This is a genomic window from Paenibacillus sp. CR_12, from assembly GCF_041953985.1.
GTDB classification, from domain to species: Bacteria; Bacillota; Bacilli; order Paenibacillales; family Paenibacillaceae; genus Paenibacillus_AQ; species Paenibacillus_AQ lautus_A.
In genome coordinates this window covers 205,234-229,483 of record NZ_JAVFHO010000004.1, presented here as the reverse complement: position 1 = coordinate 229,483, position 24,250 = coordinate 205,234, and the positions used below count along the sequence as shown (strand labels likewise).

The following is a 24,250-nucleotide window of genomic DNA, read 5'->3' as shown; positions in this document are numbered from 1 at the left end:
GATATGGATGCCCGCGGCAGTCAATCACACGTCTCCGCCGTTTCAACCTCCAGTATATCTACCAGATTAATCCAAGTATCCCCGACAAGCAACCGCTCGTTCAGGGTATTGATTCGGGAGATCCTTCCGTTTACCGCGTAATTTCCGTACTCCCCGTATACTTGCAGCTGTATGGTTTCCTTGCTCCGGTAAGCCGTGCTGATCTTTTCTATAATCCACTGCATCTGCTGCTCATCCAGAAGAGGGTGGGCCTGCTTATGCTTCTCGCCCTGCTTCTCCAAAATGGCGTCGCGATGCTCAAACAGCATCATGCGGCTGGATTCCCATAGACCGTTTCCCGTTAGTTTTTTCATTTGTAGTGTCCTCCGATCTTGGCGTTCAGAAATTTCAGCTGGCTGGTTTTGGTTAGCGATGAGCCGAAGTAAACGGAGGAGGGACCATATTGGTTGTTGATATCGTCCATGGTATGTTCCAAATACATGAGCCGCTCCCGGTCGCCGAAGAGAGACAGCTGGTAAACGGCGTCACTCTGCAGTTCTCCGAGGGAGACCCAGATTTTGCGGACAGGGCCGCCGTCCCAGTGCTTGCGGAACAGCTCCTTGGCAGCCGCATACACTTCACGGGACAGATGCGTCGGCTCGGCAATCTTCATTTGGCGGGAGAACCCCACCGGCCGGTCGAAATCGGCGCCCTGGGCGCCGGCGTGGACCACGTTGCCCATGTAGCCTTTGGCCCGCGCCCGCTGGCAGATGAGCATGGAGAGCTCGTTCAGCACGACATCGATGTCCTGCTGGTCGTGATAATCGACGGGAAGCGTGGTCTGCCGGCCGATTCCTTTTTGCCCGTCGAATGCATCGGGCGTCACTGGGGAATCATCATAACCGTTGGCGGTTCGCCACAGCACTTCGCTCCAGATGTCGCAGTTTTTTTTCATGTAGCGCTTCATTTTGAATTTGAGATCGGGAAGCGGCGTATGGGCCAGCTCCCCGATGGTCTGGATGCCGAGCCGTGCCAGATGCTTCGTGGTCCGCGAGCCCACGCCGAACATTTTATGGGTGGGGCAGGCCCAGAGCGCGCCTATGGTGGCCTCGTTCAGCTCAAAGATGCCGTCCTCATTCTTCTTGGCGAAATTGTCGCAGGCCAGCTTGGCAAGAACCTTGTTGCGTCCGATGCCGACTCGGGTATAGACGCCGGTCTCGCGCCGCACCCGCATCTGAATATGCCGGGCGAGCTCCTTCGGCGTGCAGCCAAAGTGCGCCAAGCTTGCCGTCACATCGATGAATTGCTCATCAATGCTGAACGGCTCCACGAGATCGGAATAGGATTCGAGAATGCTCATGATCTGCAGGGATACCCGGATATAGGCGCTCATGCGCGGTTTCATCACGACCAGATCGGGGCATTTCTGCTGGGCCTGCCACAGGGGCTCCGCCGTGGTGACCCCGTGATCCTTCGCAAGCGGGCATGCCGCGAGAATGATGCCGCTTCGCCGGGAAGGGTCGCCGGAGACGACCAGGGGTCTGTTTTGGTATGCGGGATTCGCCGCTTTTTCAACAGAGGCATAAAAGGACTGGCAGTCCGCCAGAAAAACGACGCGCTGCTTGCGTTTATGCATGATGATTCCTCCTATTCGAGACGAATGTGAAATGTTTCAGCCAGACGCATTTGAATATCGGCCCTCACAAAATCCCACATCAGCTCCATGTCATGCTGGTAGCCGCGACATCGGTAGCGGATGGTGACGGAGTGCTTCTGGCGCCGGGTTTCCAGAATGGCGATGCCGCGTGCGCGGCAGCTTCTCTTGAGCTCGGCGAGCTTCGCGAACGTAATCTTCTGAATGGTCTGCAGATGGAGCACGTAATAGTCGCTTATGCCGGTATGCTTCATGCTGCGGATATCCCGTTCCAGCACGTCCAGCAAAATCGGCAAAATGACGCAGTCCTTGACGGACAGCAGCTCTTCCTCGGTTTGCAGCGGAGACGCAGACATGCCTGATGCCTCCTCATCGTTCTTCATATGCTCCTCACTATTATATAACGAACATACGTTCGTTATGCAACTGGTAAATACAGAGCATGATGCGGCATTCCCTATATGGACTCCAAAACGTTTGTGAAGTAATATGAAAAGATCGTGTATTCATCCGGAAAAAATTTCATAAGAGTAGGGGTACAGCCTCCATGAACATACCCAAACGACGCCTCAAAATCAGTCTTGCGATGGTCATGCCTGCATTGGTTTCATTATCCATCCTGATGACGATGTCGATCATGGTCTACATCCAGTATAAAAACGAGAAACGGTCCCTGTACGACACGACCATGTCGCTGAATTTATCATCGGCGCAAAAAATGGCGGTTACCATAGAGGCGCTTTTCTCGGGGATGCGCCAAAGTCTGCGCGCCGCCGCAAGCAACCCGGCCATTGAGGCAAGAGCGGCATCCGACGAAAAGGAGCTGCAGGTCATTTTTGATCTTATGCTCCAGAGCAGCCCTTACTTCAATTCCGTATTTTGGGCCGACGAAAGGGGGAGCATTCGGGTTGTTTCTCCTGCGGGGAATCAGGTAAACCATGCCCGATTAATAACGGAGGGGGCCGTTCAAGCATTAAACGAGAGAAAATCCTATCTTTCGGTACCGTATAGGAGTCCGACCGGCCGCTGGATCGTGTTTGCGAGCGAGCCGATTTTTGACGGATCCGGCAAGTATTACGGCATGATAGCAGGCACGATTTATCTGGAAGAAAACAATATATTGCATCGGATCCTCGGATCCGGTGCGGGGAATGAAGAGGACTCCTATTCCTATATCGTGGATTCCGGCGGGAAGGTGCTCTATCATCTGGAGGAAAGCCGGGTCGGGGAGGACGTGAGTTCCAACGTGGTCGTGAGACGGCTCATGGATGGCGAGAGCGGCATGCAACGCGTGACGAATACGCAGGGCGACGATTACTTGACGGGTTATGCCAGCGTGGCGATGAATGGCTGGGGGATCGTCATGCAGACGTCGGTAAGCTCCATCCTGGCCGATGTCAATGGAAATTTGCAGGACCAGCTGAGAAGCATGCTGTTTCCCATCGCGCTCATGCTGTTCATTGCCGTATATACGGCCGCAAGAATTGCCGCCCCGTTTACCCGGCTCTATAAATTAACGAAATCGGTAGCAGCCGGCCAAACGGTGTCTTCCCAGGAATTCCGGCCGCATTGGAACCGGGAAGCCGACCAGTTGAACCGGATCATGGGAGCCGCTGCGGAAACGATGGCCAAGCAGACCCAGTCGCTGCAGCAGGAGGCCATCACGGATCCATTGACGGGGCTGTCCAATCGCCGGGAACTGGAACGCTGTCTTGAGTCTTGGGATGCGCTCGGGGAGCCGTATGCCGTTATTCTCCTGGACATCGACCATTTCAAAGCGATAAACGATACATACGGCCATCAAACCGGCGATCAGATCCTGAAGCTCGTGGCAGCCGTCATGGTGGATTGCGCTCCCGCGGATGCGGTATGCTCCCGCTTTGGCGGGGAAGAGTTTGTCATTCTTCTTCGCGAACGCAGCCTGGATACGGCATACCGTATGGCCGAACGGATACGCAGGGCGATCCTGATTTCCCCGACCCCTTATTCCGGAACGCTCACCGTATCGATCGGCGTATCGCTGTATCCGGAGCACGGGGGAAACCGGGAGGATGTATTTCAAGCGGCGGATATGGCGTTGTACCGGGCGAAGGGGGAAGGACGCAACCGCACGGTGGCGGCGGGATTATCGGCATGAGAGACATCCTGGCCGCTTTGGTGAACCGGATCTCTTTTTTTGTATATCGGGGTGTGATTCCGAGCATGCTGGATGCAAATATTATTTTGATCGAACGCATCGGAAAATGGAATTACTATGAGCTTAACGATGAGGAAGTCAAAGGGCTGTTATCCGAAAAGCTTTGCCGCGTTTTTTATCCGAATTCAAAGGCAGGATATTTTTAACTAAAATATCAAAAAATGGATGGATTAAAAGGAGGTCAAACAAGAATGGAAGCCTCCTGTCTGAACGGAACCGCCCTTCGTTCAAGAGATTGTCCATCGAGATTACCCTCTTGGGTTTATATATATCGGGTTGACGTTATTGTAAATGATCAGGATAAGAGGAGAGGGCAAAAGAAAACATGAAAAAAGGTTAGCTTTCCGAAAGCTAACCTTTTTCCTGCTAAAGGGCAGGGGGCACCGCTCCCGGTGCTGCCCTATTGAATGGCGGCGTGCAGGGCTTGGGCGAACTTGGAGATTCCGGAAGGGATATCCTCGGCCCTGGCACGGGCGTAAGTGAATCGCACATATCCGGAAGCCGAACCGTACACGCTTCCCGGCGCGAAAATAACGCCTTTTTGAATGGCGGCCTCCAGCAGCTTGCTGTCGTTCACTACCGGCACGATCTTGCACCAGAGATGCAGGCCGCCCTCCGGCACATGGAAATGAACCAGGCCTTGCAGCTCTTTCTGCAGGGCCTCGATCAGTAAATCCCGCTTGTACAGCAAGCTCGCTCGCAGCCTGTCCAGGTGGGGAGCAAAATAGGAAGAGTCGATAAACTGGACGGCAAGGCTTTGGGGCACCACGCTCAGCCCGAAATCCATCTGCTGCCTGGCGTCTGCGAGCCGCTCGACGATGGAATTCGGGGCGACCATCCAGCCTACGCGAAGGCCGGACGCGGCTATTTTCGAGAGTGACCCGATGTAAAGCACCGACCCGATGGAATCCACGGATTTCAAAGGAGCCGGCGGCGGGCACTGGTAGGCGGTCAAACTGAAGGGATCGTCCTCCACGATGGGAAGTCCAAGTTCACTGGCTGCATCCAGCAGCTGCGACCTTCGCTCCTGAGCCATGACGGTGCCGGTCGGATTCTGAAAATTCGGATTAATGAAGATCATCTTGATCCGGTGTTTCTTGTACAGGGAGCGGATGTCCTCCGGCCGCACCCCTCGTTCATCGACAGGGAGTCTGAACAGGCGAAGGCCGGCCGATTGAAACATCGGCAGCGAATAGCAGTACGACGGATCTTCAATGGCCACCGCATCGCCTGGCGACAACAAGCACTGCGTAATGAGATACAGCGACTGCTGAGACCCCGACGTGATCAATATGGAGGATTCGGTGGTCTGGATCCCCCGGTATTTTTTCAGATACGTAACCAAAGCCTGCCGGAGCGGACCATATCCCTGCGGGTTGTCATATCCGAAATAGGACGTGTTCGATTTTTGACTCATTAACGTATTCATTTCTTGGATCGGCGCCAAATCGCCGGCAAGCTCTCCGCTGGCAAAATCGATCAATGAGGGATCATGCGCCAGCGCTTCCCGAATCCGGCGAAGAAAAGGGAGATTCGGCAGGAAATTCCCTCCCTCCGCATAGCGGCGCCAGTTCGGCGTATGCTTGGGCGTGGCTCCCCATTTGGAGTTGCTGACCCGCGTTCCGCTTCCGGAACGGCTCTCTATGATTCCAAGCGCCCGAAGCTCCGAGTAAGCCAGAACCACGGTGCTTCGATTAACCCCTAACTGCTCCGCAAGCTTTCGTTCGGATGGGAGTAAGCTGCCCGGTGGAAACTCACCATAAGATATTCTTTGCTCCAGATCATCGGCAATTTGCTGATATAGAGGTCGTGTGCTGTTACGATCCGGCTTCCACACCTTCCTCATCCTTTCGTGACATATTCAGGCGGTTTCTGTCTGTAACCTTAATCATATCATTTAGCCTAAATAAAGGCTTTTCATAATTTCATCATTACGATGACAAATCTTGAGCCATCCCTTCAATATGGACGGGATATCGGACTGCGAGTTGGACGGGCAACATGACCGACTTCCCGAAATGCGGCTGTAAGTTGCTCCGATTTCTTGACAAAACATAAAAACGGGAATAAAGTATATTTTAATTAATCGTAATTATTACGATTTAAACAAAAGGCAGGAGGTGCTGAATATGCGAGTGACCATAACATTGGCATGCACGGAAACGGGGGACCGTAACTATACAACGACCAAAAATAAACGAAATCACCCGGAGCGGATGGAATTGCGCAAATATTGTCCGCGTTTGAAGCGGGTGACGCTGCATCGGGAAACCCGTTAGCGCATGCTTTAACGCAAGCCGGACCAGCCGTCCGGCTTATTTGACTTCAAACGAAATGGGACTACACTAAAAGTAACAGCAAGAGACCATGTCAATGAGGGGGATGGACGGGATGAACCAGGAACGACAGGATTCCGGCGGAGAGATGCTCCTGAGCGCACATACCCCGGAACAGTGGAGACGGAGAAGGCAGGAGCTAAACGAGTGGATCAACAGACCCAAGGTACGCAAACAGCCCAAACGCACGCGGTTGTTCGGCAATGCCCCTGTCGACGAGCAATTGTATCCGATATTGATGTCGCTGCAGCAGGCGGGCTTGGAGACCGAGTTTTCCTGCGCGGGCGTAAGCCCTCTCGATGAGCCCGTGGATCATTCCCTGTACGCCTACCTAACCTTTTTCGCAAAGGGTCCAGCGGAGCGGTTCGCTGACATACTTATCGAAAATATGAAGCATCGCGCTCTGATTACTTATGAGCCAGCCCGTCATCGCTATGACGTATCGTCGTTTTTTATCGGACATAACCGGTCCTTCTGCCTTCTTCTGCAGCGCAGCGCGGATCAATTACTGAGCGATTCAGCCCGGTAGCATGCGGGGCTTTTACATAGGGTATCATCGTTTTGCCGGCTCAGAGCCTTGAGCAGCTTAGTCTCGGACTACCCCATTGGTTAACGCTTCTGTATCAATTGCCACAGCGGCCGTGCCGCGTGCGGTGATATATTGAAGCAGGACATGCACCAGCCTGCCCTATATCGATAACGTCCAGCAAAGGGGAGAAAACCATATGCCGAGTAAAGAGAGTACGGCTGTAAAAGAGCAGCTGACCGCCGAGGGATTTCATCATAAATGGGAACATGCCGGAACGATTCGGCAGTATATCGAAACATTGCCTCCATATCCTGCGTTGTCCGAGGAACAGGAAGGATTTGAGACCCGCCGTTTCCATAGCGGATCGGGCGTAAGCATGAATTATTATGTATCGCATGGCACGAAGGAACGGGGGACCGTCGTTTATTTGCACGGCGGAGCCTATATCGAAGAGATTCTGCCGCCCCACTTCGCGTTTGCCAGGCAGTGGACGAAACGAACCGGTTTCACCGTCATCCTACCCAATTACCCCACCGTTCCGGCTGCCGATGCGAAAACGCTGACGGGACTGATGCGCGAGTTTTACGTGCACGTATGCGCCCAGGCCGGGAGCCCGGTACTTCTTATGGGCGATTCGGCCGGCGGCGCGCTGGCTCTCGACATGGCCCAGTCGGTCAAGGAGACGCCGCTGCAGGCACAGGGGCTGATTCTGATCTCGCCATGGGTGGATGCAGCCACGGACAATCCGCAGATATCCGCGCTCGGCATCCCGCAGCGCGACGTCTTTCTCCAGCCGGCCGGGCTCGGAGCGGTAGGAAGGATGTATGCAGGAGGCCTTCCGATGGACCATCCTGCGGTCAGTCCTCTGTTTGGCGAGATGGGAAGCCTTCCCCGCACGGTCATTCTCGCAGGAACCGACGATTCCCTGCTGCCGGACGCTCGCCTGCTGCGCGATAAGATGGCCCGGGAAGACGTCGATACCGAGTACTGGGAATACGAGAACATGATGCATGTGTGGCCTCTGTTTCCGATGCCTGAAGCCGATGAGGCACTGGAACGGCTGCATCAATGGACGGCGCGCGAAGGTTGAAAGCCGAAATGGAGGGTGACCCGCCATCCAATTGGATGGTCACAACTGTCGCTCAATTGGATGGTGTGCATCGGCCGATTGTTCATTATAATGAGGCAGAAACGACCATTTCATGATGATATAGGTTGATCCTGAAGCCTCAGGTTCTATAATAGATTGTATATAATGAATAATCGAATGGGGTTGTTTGTGGTTGGTTATGTATATTATCGTCATCGCGCTGGCATTAATTGGAGGAATATCAACGCTTCTAGTAGGATTATCTCAGGAGAATAAGAAGGCAAACCCGAACTATGAGCGGAAAACGAGAACCAATCTCACGAAGCTGCTCATCATTTATCTTGTTTCGTTAATAGCGTTTATTGTGATATGGATGATTTTCAGATAGGCTGAGTCCGCTCCCGGTCCATGACCGAAGAGCGGGCTTTTTTTATTCAAATAAAGGAATTGAGGACAAGGCCGACGAAACATGATGCTTGCCGGGCTTTTCCGGTACTATGATAATGAAGAAGAACAGGGCATCGTCTCTAATGGAAGGGGAGGTTTTAGGATCGGATGGCATTCAACATAGGAATGATCGGTACAGGCTGGTTCAGCAGAGTGCATGCAGATATTGTGTCCAACATGGACGGAGTGAACGTTGCCGCCTTTGTCGGGACGAGTCAGGAGAAAGCGGAACAAGCGGCGCGGGGCTATGCTGGCGCCAAGGCGTACAGCAACGTTGAGCAGATGCTGGATGCAACCAAGCCCGATGCGGTTTATATCTGCGTTCCGCCGTTTGCGCACGGAGAGATCGAAGCCCAGGTGGCGGAGCGGGGCATTCCTTTTCTGGTCGAGAAGCCGCTGGGCACGAACCTGGATGCGCCACGGCAGATTCTGCATGAGGTGAAGAAGGCCGGTTTAATTACGTCTGCAGGGTATCATTTCCGTTATACGGATGCGGCCATCAAGGCCGCCGAGCTGCTGGAAGGCCGGAAGATCGGGATGGCGCTTGGCTACTGGTTGGGAGACATGCCGCAGGTGTACTGGTGGAGACAGCAGGAAGGCTCGGGAGGGCAATTCATTGAGCAAACCACCCATATGGTTGACCTCCTTCGCTGTCTGCTGGGCGAAGCGGATGAAGTGTATGCGGCTTTTGCCCATCGAGCGATGAAGGATGTTCATGAGGGGGTAACGGTACACGACGTGGGCACTGCGACGCTGAAATTAAAATCCGGCGCCGTGGCAACGATCTCCAATACCTGCATGCTGCCGGAGTCGGATCGGGCTGGCTTGGATATTTATACGGAGCAGGGGGTCATCGGCATTCAATCCGATAAACTCATCGTCAAGGAAAAAGGAAGAACGACGGAATACCGCAATGCGGCTAATCCGTATCTTCGGGAGAACGAAGCGTTCATCCATGCGGTTCGCACCGGCGATGCCTCCGGAATCTTATCCTCCTACGAGGATGCGTTTAAAACCATGGAAATTACCTTTGCTGCTTTGCAGTCGGCCGAAACGGGGGTCCCGGTGAAGATCGGGGAATGATCCTAAACATCCAGCGGTCGCAACAGAATCCCAAGGTGTCCCGCAAGATCATCAGATCTTGCGGGACACCTTTTTTTCGTTTCGCAAGACGATCCGTGCTCGGATCGCCGCCTGACGTTAACCAAGGGAATTCTCGAAGGAATATAGGAGTTTCCCTAATAGGAACCGAGGGTGAGGCCGCTCATAATGAAGCTATACGAAGAACGGCACATTGATTCCCCAATCATTGTCATTCAAACAGAAGGAGTTGAAGTGTCCTATGAGACGAAAGTCGGGGCTGAAGTTCTTCAAGAGAATGGAAAGCTACTCTGGCAATTGGTCCGTTCTGGAGGAAAAAAGCAGGGAATGGGAGGATATGTACCGCAAGCGCTGGTCGCACGACAAAGTGGTGCGGACCACTCACGGCGTGAACTGTACAGGCTCCTGCAGCTGGAAAGTGTTCGTAAAGAACGGGATCATCACCTGGGAAAACCAGCAGATCGATTATCCTTCCTGCGGGCCGGATATGCCGGAATTCGAACCGCGGGGATGTCCGCGCGGGGCGTCTTTCTCCTGGTATGAATACAGTCCGCTGCGGGTGAAATACCCTTACATGCGCGGCCGGCTGTGGCATATGTGGAAAGAGGCATTGAACGAGCACGGCGATCCGATTGCCGCTTGGGCCAGCATCGTCGAAGATCCGGCGAAATCCAAATCCTATAAACAAGCACGGGGAAAGGGCGGTCACGTTCGTGTATCTTGGCAGGAAGCCACGAAGCTGATCGCCGCCCAGTTAATCTATACGATCCGCAAGTACGGCCCGGACCGCATCGCCGGCTTCACGCCGATTCCAGCGATGTCCATGATCAGCTACGCTTCGGGGGCAAGGTTCATCTCCCTGCTGGGCGGCGAAATGCTCAGTTTTTACGACTGGTATGCCGACCTGCCGCCGGCTTCCCCGCAAATTTGGGGAGAGCAGACCGACGTGCCGGAATCGAGCGACTGGTACAATGCGGGCTACCTGATCATGTGGGGTTCGAACGTGCCGTTAACGCGTACGCCGGACGCCCATTTCATGACGGAAGTGCGATACAAAGGGACCAAGGTCGTGTCGGTCGCGCCGGACTATGCCGAGAATGTCAAATTCGCCGACAACTGGCTGGCCCCGAACCCCGGGACCGATGCGGCGATTGCACAGGCCATGACGCATGTCATTTTGAAGGAGTTCTATCATGAGCGTCAGGAGCCGATGTTCCTGAATTATGCGAAACAATATACCGATATGCCTTTCCTGATTCTCCTGGATGAGTTTGAGGGGGGGTACAAGGCCGGCCGCTTCCTGCGGGCAGGCGATTTGGGCGATGCCTCGCAGCATGCCGAGTGGAAGCCGGTGATTATCGACGAGAACACGAATGATATCATCGTTCCGAACGGTACGATAGGCCAGCGCTGGGAGCAGGACAAGAAATGGAACCTGATTCTGGAACGCGAAGACGGGTCGGTCATTGCACCGGCGCTTTCCGTGGAGTCCCAGGGAGCGGAGCGGCAGACGATCCTTTTCCCGTTCTTTGATAACCGGGCCAACGGCACCTTCAAACGCCAAATTCCGGCGAAGAAAATTCAGCTGGCCGACGGAACCGAGCGTCTCGCCGCCACGGTATACGATCTGATGCTGAGCCAATATGGGATAGGGCAAGCGGAGAGCGGACTTGCGGCTTCGGGATATGAAGATGCCGAATTCGACTACACCCCGGCCTGGCAGGAGAACATTACCGGCGTGAAGGCTTCGGTCGTCGTTCAAATCGCCCGAGAATTCGCGCAGAATTCGCTGGATACCGGCGGCCGCTCCATGATCATCATGGGTGCGGGCATTAACCACTGGTTCAACAGCGACACGATCTACCGCTCCATTCTGAACCTGGTCATTCTGACGGCTTCCCAGGGCGTGAACGGCGGCGGCTGGGCACATTACGTGGGGCAGGAGAAATGCCGTCCGATCGAGGGCTGGTCCACGGTTGCCTTCGCCAAAGACTGGCAGGGACCGCCGCGGCAGCAAAATGCCACTTCGTTCTTCTATTTTGCGACCGACCAGTGGAAATACGAAGAAATGGGGGCCGATTCCCTGAAATCGCCGACGGGCGGGGAGATCCGGTACCGGCATCCGGCAGATTACAACGTTCTTGCCGCCAGGCTCGGCTGGCTTCCGTCCTATCCGCAATTCAACAAGAACAGCCTGACGTTTGCCCAGGAAGCGGCGCTGCAGGGGAAAACGAGCAATGAAGACATCGTGAAGCACACGCTTGAACAAATCGTGTCAGGGGATACCAAATTTGCGGCCGAAGATCCGGGTGCGCCGGAAAACTTCCCGCGATCGCTGTTCGTATGGCGCTCGAACCTGATCTCAAGCTCGGCCAAAGGGCAGGAATACTTCATGAAGCATTTGCTTGGCGCTTCGGACAGCCTGCTCTCGACGCCGAACGAAGAGGATAAGCCGGAGGAAATGGTGTGGCGCGAGGACGTGGAAGGCAAGCTGGATCTGCTGGTCGCGCTCGATTTCCGGATGACCTCGACGCCGATGTATGCCGATGTGGTGCTGCCGGCAGCGACCTGGTACGAGAAAACCGACTTATCCTCCACCGACATGCATCCCTTCGTCCATCCGTTCAACCCGGCGGTGGATCCGCTCTGGGAATCGCGTTCGGACTGGGATATTTACAGAACGATCGCTGAAGTCTTCTCGGACATGGCCAAAACGCATCTGCCAGGCGTATACAAGGATCTTGTGACAAGCCCGCTGGCCCATGACTCGGCAAGCGAGATCGCCCAGCCGTACGGTGAGGTGAAGGATTGGCGCAAGGGCGAGATCGAAGCGGTTCCGGGCAAAACGATGCCGAACCTGACGGTGGTCGAACGCGATTATACCAAAATTTACGATAAATATGTGACGCTCGGGCCGAATCTGGCCACAGGCAAAGTCGGGGCGCACGGCGTCAGCTTCTCGGTCGCCGAGGAGTATGAAGAGCTGAAGCGCTTGAACGGAACTTATTATGACGACTCCATCAAAAATGGCCTGCCGAAGCTTCATACCGCAAGACATGCGGCGGATGCCATTCTGAATCTGTCTTCGGCTACGAATGGAAGAGTAGCGCAGCGGGCATGGGAATCGGCGGAGCAGGATACCGGCGTGCAGCTGAAGGATATTTCCGCGGACCGCGCGGCGGAGCGCATCACGTTCCAGAGCATCACGGCCCAGCCGCGGGAAGTCATTCCGACGCCGGTGTTCAGCGGCTCGAACAAAATGGGAAGAAGATACTCGCCGTTCACGACGAACATCGAGCGGCTCGTGCCGTTCCGCACGCTGACCGGCAGGCAGCATTTTTATATCGACCACGAAATCTTCCTGCAGTTCGGCGAAGCGCTGCCGGTGTATAAACCGACGCTTCCGCCGATGGTGTTCGGCCCGCGCGACAAGCAGATTACCGGGGGCAAGGATACGCTGGTGCTCCGCTATTTGACGCCGCACGGCAAATGGAACATTCACAGCACGTATCAGGATAACCTGCACATGCTGACGCTGTTCCGCGGCGGCCCGACGGTATGGATCAACAATGACGACGCGGCGGCAAACGACATCCAGGACAACGACTGGCTGGAAGTATACAACCGCAACGGGGTCGTCACCGCCCGCGCCGTCGTCAGCCACCGGATGCCGAAAGGCACGATGTACATGTATCACGCGCAGGACAAACACATCAACGTGCCGGGCTCGGAAATCACGAAGGATCGCGGCGGCAGCCACAACGCGCCGACGAGAATCCATGTGAAGCCGACCCAGATGGTCGGGGGCTACGCCCAGCTCAGCTATGGATTCAACTACTACGGACCGATCGGCAACCAGCGGGATGTGTACGTGGCTGTCCGCAAAATGAAAGAGGTGGATTGGCTTGAAGATTAAAGCGCAGGTCGCCATGGTCATGAATCTGGATAAATGCATCGGCTGCCATACGTGCAGCGTCACCTGCAAGAGCACCTGGACGAACCGTCCGGGCGCGGAATACATGTGGTTCAACAACGTGGAAACGAAGCCGGGCGTCGGCTACCCGATCCGCTGGGAAGACCAGGAGAAATACAAGGGAGGCTGGACGCTGAAAAAGGGCAAGCTGCAGCTGAAATCCGGCAGCAAGCTGTCCAAAATCGCGCTCGGCAAAATTTTCTACAATCCGGATATGCCGGAAATGAAAGATTACTATGAGCCCTGGACGTATAACTATGAACATCTGACGAATGCCGGGGAGAAGAAACATCAGCCGGTGGCCCGTCCGAAATCGGCCGTGACCGGCGAAACGATGAATCTGGAATGGGGCCCGAACTGGGAAGACGATCTGGCGGGCGCCCACGTGACCGGTCCGAAGGATCCGAATATCGAAAAGATCGAGGAAGAGATCAAATTCAACTTTGAGCAGGCGTTCATGATGTATTTGCCCCGCCTGTGCGAGCACTGCCTGAATCCAAGCTGCGTGGCGTCCTGTCCGTCGGGTGCGATGTACAAACGGGACGAGGACGGCATCGTGCTGGTGGACCAGGAGGCCTGCCGCGGCTGGCGGTACTGCATGACCGGCTGTCCTTACAAAAAGGTGTACTTCAACTGGAAAACGAACAAGGCCGAGAAATGCACCTTCTGTTTCCCCAGAATCGAAGCCGGTCTGCCAACGGTATGCTCCGAAACCTGCACAGGCCGTATCCGTTACTTGGGCGTGCTGCTCTATGACGCGGACCGCGTACAGGAAGCAGCCTCCACGCCGGATGAGAAGGATCTGTATCAGGCGCAATGCAGCCTGTTCCTTGATCCGCATGATCCGGCGGTGATCGAGCAGGCGCGCAAAGACGGACTGTCCGAGGAATGGATCGAGGCGGCCCAAAACTCCCCGGTCTATAAGCTCGCCATCGAATACAAGCTGGCCTTCCCGCTTCATCCGGAGTACCGGACGCTGCCGATGGTATGGTACGTGCCGCCGCTCAGCCCGATCATGAACTATTTTGAAGGCAGGGATTCCATCGAGAATCCGGACATGATTTTCCCGGCGATCGAGGAGATGCGCACGCCGATCCAGTACCTCGCGAATCTGCTCACGGCAGGCGACACGGTCACGGTGAAGGAAGCCCTGCAAAGAATGGCGATGATGCGTTCTTATATGCGCGCACAATCGTCGGGGGCCGAGTTTGATGAGACTCGTCTGGCACGGGTCGGCCTGACTGCCCATCAAATGAAGCAGATGTACCGGCTTCTTGCCATCGCGAAATACGATGACCGGTTCGTTGTTCCGACTTCCCATAAAGAAAGCCATATGGATGTCTACCGTTCCCAGGGCTCTGAAGGATTCGGCGCGAGCTGCGGCGGCTGCGGTCCGGAAGGTCTGCAGGGCAAAACCGGCAAGGAGCTGTACGAAGAAAATTTCTATGGAGGGATCTGGCGTGATTAATCTCGGAAAGCTGCATGATTGTAAACATGTTTTCGGTTTTTTTGCTCAGCAGCTCACGTATCCGGAAAAGCTGGATTTCCATCCGTCCGTCATGGAGGAGCTGCTTGACTCCGCCGATCCGGCCTATGAATCCGTCAGAACGTATTGGACGATCATGCATGAATACAGCATGGAGGAGATTGAAGAGCTGTATGTCCAGACCTTCGACTTTCAGGCGAAATCCACATTGTATATGACCTATTACAAATTCGAGGACGGCCGGGAACGCGGGCAGATGCTCGCCAGGCTTAAGGAGACGTACGAGATGTTTGGCCTTGGCATCGAAGGCTCGGAATTGTCGGATTATCTTCCGCTGATGTGCGAGTTTTTGTACGCGGGGCCCTGGCAGGGCCGCGAGAAGGAAGCTGCGGAGAGCCTGAATTTGATGATGGCCGTCATGGAAGACGGCACCTATCATCTGCTGAAAGCCTTGGAGAAGTATAACAGCCCGTATGCTTATCTCGTTCAAGGGCTTCGCGACACGTTCAAGGCGTGTCTCAGTCAGGAGGCTGCCGCTCATGAACATGATTGATCAATTTTTGTGGGTCATTTTCCCCTATGTATGCATCGTTGTATTTATCGTCGGTCATATTTACCGTTATCGTACGGACCAGTTTAACTGGACGGCAAAATCCAGCGAGTTTATCGAGAAAAAACATCTCAAGCTGGGCAGCCTCATGTTCCATCTTGGCATCATTCCGGTTATCGGGGGACACGTGGCCGGCCTGGCCATCCCCCAATCCTGGATGGAGTCGCTCGGCGTCAGCGACCATATGTACCATATCGGCGCGGTGTATATCGGAAGCGCGTTCGGCTTTTTAACGCTGGGGGGCATGATCTTGTTGACCGCCAGACGGTTTGCCATCCGAAATGTCCGAAAACTCAGCACCGCTTCCGATATGGTGGTCAATGTCCTCCTGCTGTTTATCGTCTTCATGGGGATGTACAGCACGCTGGTCACAAACGCGGTGCAGCCGGAATTCAATTATCGGGAAACGGTCTCGGTCTGGTTCCGCGGACTGTTTATGTTCCGACCGGAGGCTTCGCTGATGGAGGATGTGCCGCTGTCGTTCAAAATTCACATTCTTGCGGGATTTGGTATTTTCGGTTTGTGGCCGTTTACCCGTCTGGTTCATGTGTGGAGTGTTCCGTTGAATTATGTGGGCAGAAGATATATCCTGTATAGAAAGCACCGCAAATTTGAGTCGTAGGACGAGAGAAGGCTTCTTTAGCCTTCTTTTCTACGTCAGAGGAGTAATGGGGATGAAGAATCAGCCGATCTATGATTACCAACGTGAAATGGATAAGCTTCGGACCCGGTTTCATTTCGATTTCGTGTCCATGGCATTGGTGCAGCCGGCTGAAGACCGATTTGTATTGACCTGGCAGTATGCCTCGGGAAACATCAACGAGAGGTACAAGCGCATCGTGCTGCATTCCGGCAAGGGCATCGCCGGCATGGTGTTTAAGACCGGGAAACCGATGCTGATCCCGAATGTGAATGCGGATATTGAATCAAGGGACTTGTATAATTATCCGATTATCGTTGCAGAGCAACTGAAGAGCCTCGGTGCCATACCGCTGTGGGAAGGCACGCGCGTCATGGGGGTTTTGCTTGTGGGATATCGTAAGGAGAACATGCTGGATCACAAGGCCTTTGCGTCTTTTCAGGAAGGTATAGGAAAGGAATTTGGCGCTTTTTATGCCAAGGAGGTATCACGGCCGTGATTCAAATGACGGATGAGCATCTGAGCGAATTGCTGAGAAACATGTATCAGAACAGCATGGAGGCCATTTTTTTTATGGACGAGGACGGCAGCGTGGTCGCGATGAATCCGGCTGCGGAGAATATCCTTGACATTGAAGTGATCGAGAGGATGCACTCTGGACAGGACGGGTCCTTCTGCCAGACCTGCGAAGGGTACACCGACGAACAGGATCTCATCTCCTGCTCCAAATGCTATCTGGATTATCCGGATGGAGAATTCTCGTCGTTCCAAGTCTATCTGAAGACGCGGTCCGAAGGAATTGTTCCTTATGCGGCCAGTTACCATACCATCGATGAAGCCCGCGGCATCCGGGTGATGATGCTCCTCGATCTGACGAAGCAGCAGAAAACGCAGGAAATGCTGCAGCGGACGAATATGCTGAAATACGTCATCAAGGCACAGGAGGACGAGCGCAAGCGGATCTCGCGCGAGCTGCACGATAGCGTGGCTCAGGAGCTCTTAAGCTCGCTGGTCGACCTGCGCGTCGTTAAATATATGAATGTGGGCGAGGATGTGCTCAAGAAGCTGCACCAGACCGAGGCGTCTTTAACGAGGCTGCTGGATGATATCCGGCATTTGTCGGTCGAGCTCCGGCCCGCTTCCCTCGATGATTTGGGGCTGGAGGCTGCCTTCCGCTCCCATTTCAAATGGATCGGGAAGAATTACGGCATGCTGGTTGAATTCTCTGCCGAATTGGCGGCGGCCCGCTATGGCAGCGAGATTGAAACGGTGGTGTACCGGGTTTGCCAGGAAGCGGTGTTAAATGCCTTGAAATATTCGGGAACGGACGAGGTTCATGTCCGATTATGCGAGGAGAACGGCTGCCTTCAGTTAACCGTCCGGGACGATGGCGCCGGATTTAACATGATCATTGACGAAGCCAAGGGAACCGGACTCGGGCTGTACGGAATGCGCGAACGCGCTGAGCTCGTCGGTGGCCAGTTTACTTTGGTTTCCGCTCCCGGCGGGACGACGGTTCAGCTGAAGATCCCGCTTACGAGCAGCGGCAAGGCGGAGGTGAGGGGAACATGAAAATTGTGATCGCGGATGATCATGCCGTGGTCCGCAGCGGATTTTCCATGATTCTGAATTACCAAGAGGATATGGAGGTCGTCGCGACGGCGGCAGACGGCATCGAGGCATACGCCATGGTGGCCAAGCACCGGCCGCATGTGCTGTTGATGGATTTAAGCATGCCTCCCGGCGAGAGCGGATTGATTGCCACAGGCAAGATCAGCAGCGAATTTCCGGAAACGAAAATTTTGATCCTGACCATGTATGACGATGACGATTACCTGTTCCATGTTTTGAAGAACGGAGCTTCGGGTTACGTGCTCAAAAATGCGCCGGATGATGAATTGATTTCGGCCATCCGCATGGTCCATAAGGGAGGAACCTACATCCACCCCCAGATGGCCACGTCCCTGGTCCGGGAATTTATCAAGAAAGACAGCGAGAGCGCGGAGCAGGATCCGTTCAACAGTCTGTCCCAACGGGAGATTGAAATCCTGCCGCTGATCGCGAAGGGCTATGGCAACAAGGAAATCGCGGAAAAACTATTTGTATCGGTCAAAACGGTGGAAGCGCACAAGGCCAAAATCATGGAAAAGCTGAAATTGAAGAGCCGCCCGGAGTTAGTGGAATATGCGCTGAAGAAAAAACTGCTGGATTTTTAATTATGGCGCATAAGCAGGGTGATTGCGGTAAGGAATAGGGAAGTTCCCCGGAGAGATTCAGGGAACTTCCCTATTCGCATTGTGAATAGGTGCACGTACAATAGGAGCTGGGGATCAATATGCCATTCATTACGCTTTGGAAAAGGTGATGGGAATGATCAAAAAGCTGCAGCTTCCGCTGCAAACAATGAATCTGGTGCTTGGTTTTATGGTATGGGTCATCATCTCCGCGCTCCTGCCGTTCATAAGAGAAGATATCGCCATTCCGGCAGACCGGATCGCCATTCTGACGGCCATTCCGGTGGTCCTGGGCTCGGTTCTGCGGATACCGCTCGGCTATTACGCCAACGTGGTCGGAGCACGAATTGTTTTTATATCCAGCTTCATCCTGCTGCTGTTTCCGGTCTATTTTATCAGCGTGGCTTCATCCTTTACGCATCTGGTCATCGGCGGCTTGTTCCTTGGGATCGGTGGGGCCGTGTTCTCGGTGGGCGTGACCTCATTGCCGAAATACTATGCAAAAGAGAAGCTGGGACTGGTCAATGGGATCTACGGCATGGGCAACATCGGTACAGCCATTACGACATTTGCCGCACCGGTCATCGCAACGGGGATCGGATGGTCAAAAACCGTCCAGCTGTATTTGATCCTGCTGCTGATATTTGCATTATTCAATGTTTTTTTAGGCGACCGCAAAGAAATCAAGGTGAAAACACCGGTCATGGAACAGATCAAGGGTGTATATAAGAATGAAAAACTGTGGTTTTTCTCGCTTTTTTATTTCATTACCTTCGGTTCGTTCGTAGCCTTTACGGTGTACTTGCCGAACTTCCTGGTTTCTCATTTTGAGCTGGCCAAGGTGGATGCCGGGATGCGGACGGCCGGGTTCATCATGATCGCGACTTTTTTGCGTCCCGTCGGCGGCTGGCTTGCAGATCGATTTAAACCGCTGTTCTTATTAATGGGCGTATTCCTGGGGCTGACGGCTGCGGCTATCCTGTTGGCATTCTCCCCGTCCATCGGCTTGTATACGGCCGGCTGCTTAACCATAGCCGTTGGTGCGGGTCTCGGCAACGGGGTCATTTTCAAACTCGTGCCCCTTTATTTCAACAAGCAGGCGGGCATCGTGAATGGCATCGTGTCCATGATGGGCGGTCTTGGCGGTTTCTTTCCGCCGCTGCTGCTTTCCTTTATCCATTCGGTTACGGGGCAGTATTCCATCGGCTTCATGGCTTTGTCGCAGGTTGCGCTTGCGAGCTTCGTCGTTGTGGTATGGATGTACTACCAGGACAAACTTGCCGTGCAATCCGAGGTGTTTAACTCCACCGGCCAAGGGATTCTGGTAACGGATCCAAGCGGAAGGATCAGTGCCGTCAATCCGGCATTCACGAAGCTAACGGGATACTCGGAGGAGGAAGTGCTCGGCAAAAATCCGAGCGTGCTGAAGTCCGGAAGGCAATCGCCGGCGTTTTATCGCGCAATGTGGTCTGAAATCATGGAACGCGGAAGCTGGCAGGGGGAGATTTGGAACCGCAGGAAAAACGGGGAGGAATATTTGGAGCTGTTGACCATTAATGCCGTAAGGGACGAATCCGGCGACATCATTCATTATGTAGGTACCTTTAGCGATATTACATACCATTCGTCCGGCAATGCTTCGAGCGGCTGACAAGAGATGAATCGTTGTCGGTGCGAGCTGATGGATGGAGAGGGAGAGAGGCATGAAAAAGACGAGGATTGTGATTCCGCGGGAGCATGGAGGCTGGGCCATGGTCTCTGTACCTTATTTCATCGGAATGGTGGCTGCCAAGCCGGCCCTTCTGCACCTTCCGCTGTTTTTGGCGTGGTTGTTTCTATATATGGCGTCCTATCCGTTTCTGCAATCCTTAAAGACCCCGGCCAAACGCAAAACCTGGATATCCTGGGGGACCGTTTATGCTCTTGTTGCCGCCGTGTTTCTGGTTCCGGTACTTGTTCTCAAGCCGTCGATGCTCTGGTTTGCGCCGGTCCTCCTCGTGCTGATCATGGTTAATGTCTGGCATGTCCTCCGCAAAGCGGAGCGTGCGCTGCTGAACGATATTTGTGCGATCCTGCTGTTCTGTACCGGAGGCGCCGCTGCATACATGCTGGGAGGAGGAGGCTTCGATCAGCTTCTAGCTGCTGTTGTTGCTCTGAATTTCCTATATTTCACGGGAACCGTATTCTTTGTCAAATCCGTATTTCGGGAGCGGAAAAACAGGCGCTGGACGGCATATGCCATCATGTATCATTCGGTGATGCTGATTCTGCCGATATTCCTCGGGCATCCGTGGATGTGCCTGCCGTTCTTGTTTCCATTTGTGAAGACACTGCGGTATGCCGGAAAAATAATGAAACCGATGAAGGTCGGCATGATCGAGATTGCGGGTTCCATCCAGTTTTTATTGCTGTCATGGATCTTGATGTAACCTGCTTTCGCTATCGCGACGGCGAAATTGCACGGCTGCCTTCGGTCGGCTTCCATGCGAATCGACTCTGTCGTCCATTCTGTTATAATAAGGGAATGGATACAGAAGGGAAGAATGCAAATATGGCATATACAGCACAGCAGGTGGCCGAATGGATGGTGGAGGAAATCCGGTTTACGGGCAATTTGTATCAGACGGAAGCCATCCGTTATGTACGCGAGAACTTCGGGGAAGAATTTGTCTTCGTGAACGAGAATGGAAATGCTTCGCTGTCCAAGGACGTGAAGAAGGCCTTCCGCAAACTGCATGGCGGCCGGATTGCCTGGGATCGCGACGGATTCATGTGGGCCTGGACGTAATCCCGCTATAACCGAATAATCAAAAGACGGGAGAGGCCGGATCGGCAGGCCACATCCTTATATTAATGAGAGCGAGGGTGCCCCAAAAGATCTTAGATCTGGCGGGATGCTCTCTTTTTCTGTTAGGAGGCGCTCCGAGTACGAATCGTTCCTCCCATCGCTGTTGCCCCCAAATTTCTTGGAACGGTTCTAAGCAAGGATGAAATTCGGGGACAAAGGCGACCGCTCTCGCTTGTCCGGAATCGTTTCGTCCTCTCCGCTACGTTGTGCAGATCCCTCACTTTAATTAGCATACGAAAAAAACCGTCTCTTGGTAAAATGAAAGTGTTGCCTATCATTTACGAAAGAAACGGTTGGAACACTATTTTGTCAACGGTACCAAGATCGAAGCCAATGCCAACCGCTATACGTTCGTCTGTGGTAAAGCGGTTGTCAAGCACAAGGCGAAATTACAGAAGAAAGTCCAGACGCTGTTTTCAACCATCGAAGATGCCGGGATGGCTTTCACTTGCCGATAATCTGCTCAAGGCGGCAACGAACCGAAAAGCAAGAAATGGCGGTGCAAGGATAATATCCTGAGCACCGTCATTACTTCATTTGACACATTTTTTAATCTGACGAACCGTCCGTCAAGTGAACAACCCTACTTATTTATGGGGCAGCTGTTCTCATCATGAATCAATGGATCCGATGGATCGTGAATTGTCCGGTCGAGGCGTGCAGCGTCTTCGCCGTTTGCTGGGGGTCCAGCTGGCGATGGCGTTCTACCGCATAGCGGAACTCGTAGAAGCCGCCGAGCGTAGCCTTGAAATTGGTCTCCCAGTAGTTCGTTAATATCCAGGCATACGTGGAAGGACGGCTGTCCGCCGGCTGCATGGTGTGAAGCTGGCGCGGCCCGTGCTCCAGCGTTCCGAGCTGTACGAGCGGCGTGTCTGTCATGGACAGGGTCAACGCTTCCCGGTCTTTAGCCGAGTGCCAGAAGATTCCCTCCTGCACGCTGGTGTAATCGAGGCAGCTTCCAGGAATTTGATCCTTCCAAGGCCGGACATGGCATCCGGCTTTTTCGGCGTATAACTCGGCTTCCGTCCCCAGCGAGAACGGCAGGGCCACATAGACATTTTCCGGCAGCCAAACGCTGTCCTTGTGGAAGCGGACGGACACCTCGACACGAGGCTGGTTGGCAAACATCTTGATGTGGAGGGCATAGTAGCTGAGCCCCTTCACGTCGAACACCAGCTCGACCAGGGCAAACAGCGGTCCGTTGTCCAGCACGGTCGCCCGGGTTAAGCGCCCGGCATCCCGCTGGACATTGGTGCCCTTCCGGTTGCGTCCCATCCGGCGGCGGGTCGAGCATATTTCGGATGGATTAAACTCATCCTGTGCCGGCGTAACCTCGTAGACAGGAGTGAATGCCCCGTGCTCGCGTTCGCCGTCCAGCAGGTCCGCCGAGCGTGTCTTATCGATCCAGGCCGTAATGCCATTGTTCATTTCCCATTCGATCCGGAAGAAGTCGGATTCGAGCGAACTCTTGCCCGCCACGATCGGATAGGGAGTCAAGGGCTGGGTCCAGATGTCGGCGATGCCTTCGCATGCGATCGGTTCGGTATTCCGCGCGGTCGCCATATTCCCGGAAGCAGCGGGAACATCTGACGATTCGTGCGCATGAATAAACAATATCCGGGACTCTCCCGCTTCAAGCGTGAGCTCCGTAACGAGTGCCCCCGTATGTGTCAATTGGTACGGTAGAGGCTTCCCGGTCGTTTCGTCGATGAGCTCGAACCTTTTCTTCAGAATTACGTGTTCCCAGCCATCCAGCGGTATGGCAACCTGCAGCGTAGCTGCGGCCGGTTCCGTGTTGATCACCTCGTAGCGTAAGGAACGATGGGGGGCAAGCAGTGCGCCCTGACGGGCAACGAGCGCTTGGTCCAGCGCCCGGTAAGCCAGCTTGCTGGCTTCCGCCGCATAGGCTTGCTTTCGCACCTCCAGCATCTGCACCTGCGGATGCCAAGGCTCATACACGGAGGAATGGTAGCCCCAGGTATGCTCGGCGTACATGGTCAGCGCCTGCGAGGCCTCCTCGATCTCGGCGAGGCTCGCCGCTGCATGGCCCGGATCGAGACGCTTGACTTTGCGAAGCGTGCGCTGGGCATCCCGGTAAATCTGGGTATGCATCGCCGTGGAGGCGACCCCATCGGTCCACCAGTCCGGCCAATCCCCGCGGTGCACCGGAAGCGCGGACAGATCCTCCTGCTTCAAGACGGCAAAAAATTCGGAGAGCGTGGCCATTTTAATGGTGATTTGGTCGCCGTATTGTTCATTCCATGCGCTTATCCATTCCGCAATGTCAGCATTCGGGGACGCATTGTCCGTACCCAGGCCGGAGACCATGACGGGAACGAAGGAATACGGGTAGGACTCCTGCTCAAGATTCCATAAATACCGGTTAATCCGCAGGGCAGCAATGTCGTTGTGCCGCTCCTCGGGCTCCATCAGATTATGCTGAAGCTCATCCTTGATGATGTATTTGCCGAGTGCGTCAGGGCAGAACCCGAGCTCGTTGCCGAACATGTAATGCTCGCCGTTCCATACGAGCAGCCTGCCGCCGCTGTGGCTTTCCCACCAGAACGGGGTTTGTTTGCGGCCCAGCGGATACATGCCGTGGTGCGTATGGATGCAGGAAAACAGATGCTCGATGTTATTTTGCAGCAGGCTATCCGCATAACCCCAGCTGTACCCGTTGATGTCGGCGGTCATGGCACTGTCGATCCGATGTCCGAAAGTGTTTGCATACCTTTGCGCCTTGCCGTGATTGCGCAGAAGGAGGTCGAAGTCCGGAAGCTCCGTCATGTTGAGATAGGTTCCGGACAGTTCGATATCACCGCGGATTACCGCTTGCTGAAAAGCCTCCTTTTCTTCCGTTGTGGCCGATTCGAGGAATTTCTCAACCGCCCAGAATGTTTCGCAAGTCCAGCGGAACGATTTCCATTCCGGACGTTCTCCGCGGTGTGCGGCATCCGTGATGCCCAGAGCCTGGCGGATAAAATCGACATGGTACTGCTCGATCCGTTCCTGACGCTCGGTGTAACCGATATCCGTGTGAGAATGATGGATGGCATAGATCGTCCAGGGACGGGCGGGTTTATGGCTTCCTTGGCGTGATATGTTCTTGTTCATATGATAGGACCT

20 protein-coding genes and 1 pseudogene are annotated in these 24,250 nt (G+C 54.3%); 16 read left to right on the top strand and 5 right to left on the bottom strand.

All coding sequences use genetic code 11. The features are described from left to right. Positions 1 to 20: 20 nt before the first annotated feature. The 3 genes from RB297_RS16700 to RB297_RS16690 are packed head-to-tail and all read right to left on the bottom strand — an operon-like array spanning position 21 to position 1,989. Entirely contained in the window at positions 21 to 353 is a 333-nt protein-coding gene (locus RB297_RS16700; RefSeq protein WP_096773147.1) for a YolD-like family protein, read from the bottom strand. Next, the gene (locus RB297_RS16695) at positions 350 to 1,615 is read right to left on the bottom strand and encodes a DNA polymerase IV (RefSeq protein ID WP_375120987.1); all 1,266 of its coding nucleotides are present in this window, start codon (positions 1,613 to 1,615) and stop codon (positions 350 to 352) included. The genes RB297_RS16700 and RB297_RS16695 overlap by 4 nt, the downstream gene beginning before the upstream one ends. Positions 1,616 to 1,626: 11 nt before the next feature. Beyond that, positions 1,627 to 1,989, bottom strand: coding sequence for a YhjD family protein (locus RB297_RS16690; protein ID WP_096773149.1), 363 nt, complete (start codon positions 1,987 to 1,989; stop codon positions 1,627 to 1,629). 191 nt (positions 1,990 to 2,180) lie between these two features. Between RB297_RS16690 and RB297_RS16685 the strand changes: the two genes are divergently transcribed. Together RB297_RS16685 and RB297_RS16680 are read left to right on the top strand one after the other, a co-directional pair. Then, entirely contained in the window at positions 2,181 to 3,770 is a 1,590-nt protein-coding gene (locus RB297_RS16685) for a sensor domain-containing diguanylate cyclase (RefSeq protein ID WP_375120986.1), read from the top strand. Positions 3,771 to 3,835: 65 nt separating this feature from the next. Then, a pseudogene (locus RB297_RS16680) lies at positions 3,836 to 3,976 on the top strand (transcriptional regulator); the annotation flags it as partial. A gap of 254 nt (positions 3,977 to 4,230) precedes the next feature. Here RB297_RS16680 and pdxR read toward each other — a convergent pair. Beyond that, the gene (gene pdxR, locus RB297_RS16675; RefSeq protein WP_375120985.1) at positions 4,231 to 5,667 is read right to left on the bottom strand and encodes a MocR-like pyridoxine biosynthesis transcription factor PdxR; all 1,437 of its coding nucleotides are present in this window, start codon (positions 5,665 to 5,667) and stop codon (positions 4,231 to 4,233) included. A 292-nt stretch (positions 5,668 to 5,959) separates the two neighbouring features. On the opposite strand from pdxR, the gene rpmG reads away from it, so the two are divergent. From rpmG to RB297_RS16605, 14 genes are all read left to right on the top strand, one after another. Beyond that, positions 5,960 to 6,109, top strand: coding sequence for a 50S ribosomal protein L33 (gene rpmG, locus RB297_RS16670; protein ID WP_009592608.1), 150 nt, complete (start codon positions 5,960 to 5,962; stop codon positions 6,107 to 6,109). A 112-nt stretch (positions 6,110 to 6,221) separates the two neighbouring features. Continuing rightward, positions 6,222 to 6,695: a hypothetical protein gene (locus RB297_RS16665; RefSeq protein ID WP_096773156.1), complete on the top strand. Its 474-nt coding sequence runs from the start codon at positions 6,222 to 6,224 to the stop codon at positions 6,693 to 6,695. Positions 6,696 to 6,891: 196 nt separating this feature from the next. Continuing rightward, a complete protein-coding gene (locus RB297_RS16660; protein ID WP_375120984.1) occupies positions 6,892 to 7,785 on the top strand; it encodes an alpha/beta hydrolase fold domain-containing protein in 894 nt (297 codons plus the stop codon). Positions 7,786 to 8,340: 555 nt separating this feature from the next. Then, positions 8,341 to 9,315, top strand: coding sequence for a Gfo/Idh/MocA family protein (locus RB297_RS16655; protein ID WP_375120983.1), 975 nt, complete (start codon positions 8,341 to 8,343; stop codon positions 9,313 to 9,315). A 259-nt stretch (positions 9,316 to 9,574) separates the two neighbouring features. Next, a complete protein-coding gene (locus RB297_RS16650) occupies positions 9,575 to 13,249 on the top strand; it encodes a nitrate reductase subunit alpha (protein ID WP_375120982.1) in 3,675 nt (1,224 codons plus the stop codon). After that, positions 13,239 to 14,774, top strand: a complete 1,536-nt coding sequence (gene narH, locus RB297_RS16645; RefSeq protein WP_096773160.1) for a nitrate reductase subunit beta — start codon at positions 13,239 to 13,241, stop codon at positions 14,772 to 14,774. Before RB297_RS16650 ends, narH begins: the two co-directional genes overlap by 11 nt. Beyond that, positions 14,767 to 15,345, top strand: a complete 579-nt coding sequence (gene narJ, locus RB297_RS16640) for a nitrate reductase molybdenum cofactor assembly chaperone (protein ID WP_375120981.1) — start codon at positions 14,767 to 14,769, stop codon at positions 15,343 to 15,345. The genes narH and narJ overlap by 8 nt, the downstream gene beginning before the upstream one ends. Next, on the top strand, positions 15,332 to 16,024 hold the full coding sequence (narI, locus tag RB297_RS16635) for a respiratory nitrate reductase subunit gamma (RefSeq protein WP_009592621.1): 693 nt from the start codon (positions 15,332 to 15,334) through the stop codon (positions 16,022 to 16,024). Before narJ ends, narI begins: the two co-directional genes overlap by 14 nt. 52 nt (positions 16,025 to 16,076) lie before the next feature. Continuing rightward, on the top strand, positions 16,077 to 16,541 hold the full coding sequence (locus tag RB297_RS16630) for a GAF domain-containing protein (protein ID WP_375120980.1): 465 nt from the start codon (positions 16,077 to 16,079) through the stop codon (positions 16,539 to 16,541). Next, a complete protein-coding gene (locus RB297_RS16625) occupies positions 16,538 to 17,614 on the top strand; it encodes a sensor histidine kinase (protein ID WP_375120979.1) in 1,077 nt (358 codons plus the stop codon). Before RB297_RS16630 ends, RB297_RS16625 begins: the two co-directional genes overlap by 4 nt. Then, entirely contained in the window at positions 17,611 to 18,258 is a 648-nt protein-coding gene (locus RB297_RS16620) for a response regulator transcription factor (RefSeq protein ID WP_009592555.1), read from the top strand. The genes RB297_RS16625 and RB297_RS16620 overlap by 4 nt, the downstream gene beginning before the upstream one ends. 154 nt (positions 18,259 to 18,412) lie before the next feature. Beyond that, positions 18,413 to 19,927 (top strand): nitrate/nitrite transporter, encoded by a 1,515-nt coding sequence (locus tag RB297_RS16615; protein ID WP_375120978.1) that lies wholly within the window; start codon positions 18,413 to 18,415, stop codon positions 19,925 to 19,927. 52 nt (positions 19,928 to 19,979) lie between these two features. Then, positions 19,980 to 20,705 (top strand): YwiC-like family protein, encoded by a 726-nt coding sequence (locus RB297_RS16610; protein WP_375120977.1) that lies wholly within the window; start codon positions 19,980 to 19,982, stop codon positions 20,703 to 20,705. A 122-nt stretch (positions 20,706 to 20,827) separates the two neighbouring features. Further along, positions 20,828 to 21,064 (top strand): DUF6953 family protein, encoded by a 237-nt coding sequence (locus RB297_RS16605; protein WP_009592569.1) that lies wholly within the window; start codon positions 20,828 to 20,830, stop codon positions 21,062 to 21,064. Positions 21,065 to 21,742: 678 nt separating this feature from the next. Here RB297_RS16605 and RB297_RS16600 read toward each other — a convergent pair. After that, positions 21,743 to 24,238, bottom strand: a complete 2,496-nt coding sequence (locus tag RB297_RS16600; protein ID WP_375120976.1) for a glycoside hydrolase family 38 N-terminal domain-containing protein — start codon at positions 24,236 to 24,238, stop codon at positions 21,743 to 21,745. Positions 24,239 to 24,250: the final 12 nt, after the last annotated feature.

Bases quoted from the DNA above. Each gene is read 5' to 3' on its own strand.
- RB297_RS16700 (WP_096773147.1), bottom strand. From the start codon at position 353: ATGAAAAAACTAACGGGAAACGGTCTATGGGAATCCAGCCGCATGATG.
- RB297_RS16695 (WP_375120987.1), bottom strand. From the start codon at position 1,615: ATGCATAAACGCAAGCAGCGCGTCGTTTTTCTGGCGGACTGCCAGTCC.
- RB297_RS16690 (WP_096773149.1), bottom strand. From the start codon at position 1,989: ATGTCTGCGTCTCCGCTGCAAACCGAGGAAGAGCTGCTGTCCGTCAAG.
- RB297_RS16685 (WP_375120986.1), top strand. From the start codon at position 2,181: ATGAACATACCCAAACGACGCCTCAAAATCAGTCTTGCGATGGTCATG.
- rpmG (WP_009592608.1), top strand. From the start codon at position 5,960: ATGCGAGTGACCATAACATTGGCATGCACGGAAACGGGGGACCGTAAC.
- RB297_RS16665 (WP_096773156.1), top strand. From the start codon at position 6,222: ATGAACCAGGAACGACAGGATTCCGGCGGAGAGATGCTCCTGAGCGCA.
- RB297_RS16660 (WP_375120984.1), top strand. From the start codon at position 6,892: ATGCCGAGTAAAGAGAGTACGGCTGTAAAAGAGCAGCTGACCGCCGAG.
- RB297_RS16655 (WP_375120983.1), top strand. From the start codon at position 8,341: ATGGCATTCAACATAGGAATGATCGGTACAGGCTGGTTCAGCAGAGTG.
- RB297_RS16650 (WP_375120982.1), top strand. From the start codon at position 9,575: ATGAGACGAAAGTCGGGGCTGAAGTTCTTCAAGAGAATGGAAAGCTAC.
- narI (WP_009592621.1), top strand. From the start codon at position 15,332: ATGAACATGATTGATCAATTTTTGTGGGTCATTTTCCCCTATGTATGC.
- RB297_RS16630 (WP_375120980.1), top strand. From the start codon at position 16,077: ATGAAGAATCAGCCGATCTATGATTACCAACGTGAAATGGATAAGCTT.
- RB297_RS16620 (WP_009592555.1), top strand. From the start codon at position 17,611: ATGAAAATTGTGATCGCGGATGATCATGCCGTGGTCCGCAGCGGATTT.
- RB297_RS16615 (WP_375120978.1), top strand. From the start codon at position 18,413: ATGATCAAAAAGCTGCAGCTTCCGCTGCAAACAATGAATCTGGTGCTT.
- RB297_RS16610 (WP_375120977.1), top strand. From the start codon at position 19,980: ATGAAAAAGACGAGGATTGTGATTCCGCGGGAGCATGGAGGCTGGGCC.
- RB297_RS16605 (WP_009592569.1), top strand. From the start codon at position 20,828: ATGGCATATACAGCACAGCAGGTGGCCGAATGGATGGTGGAGGAAATC.
- RB297_RS16600 (WP_375120976.1), bottom strand. From the start codon at position 24,238: ATGAACAAGAACATATCACGCCAAGGAAGCCATAAACCCGCCCGTCCC.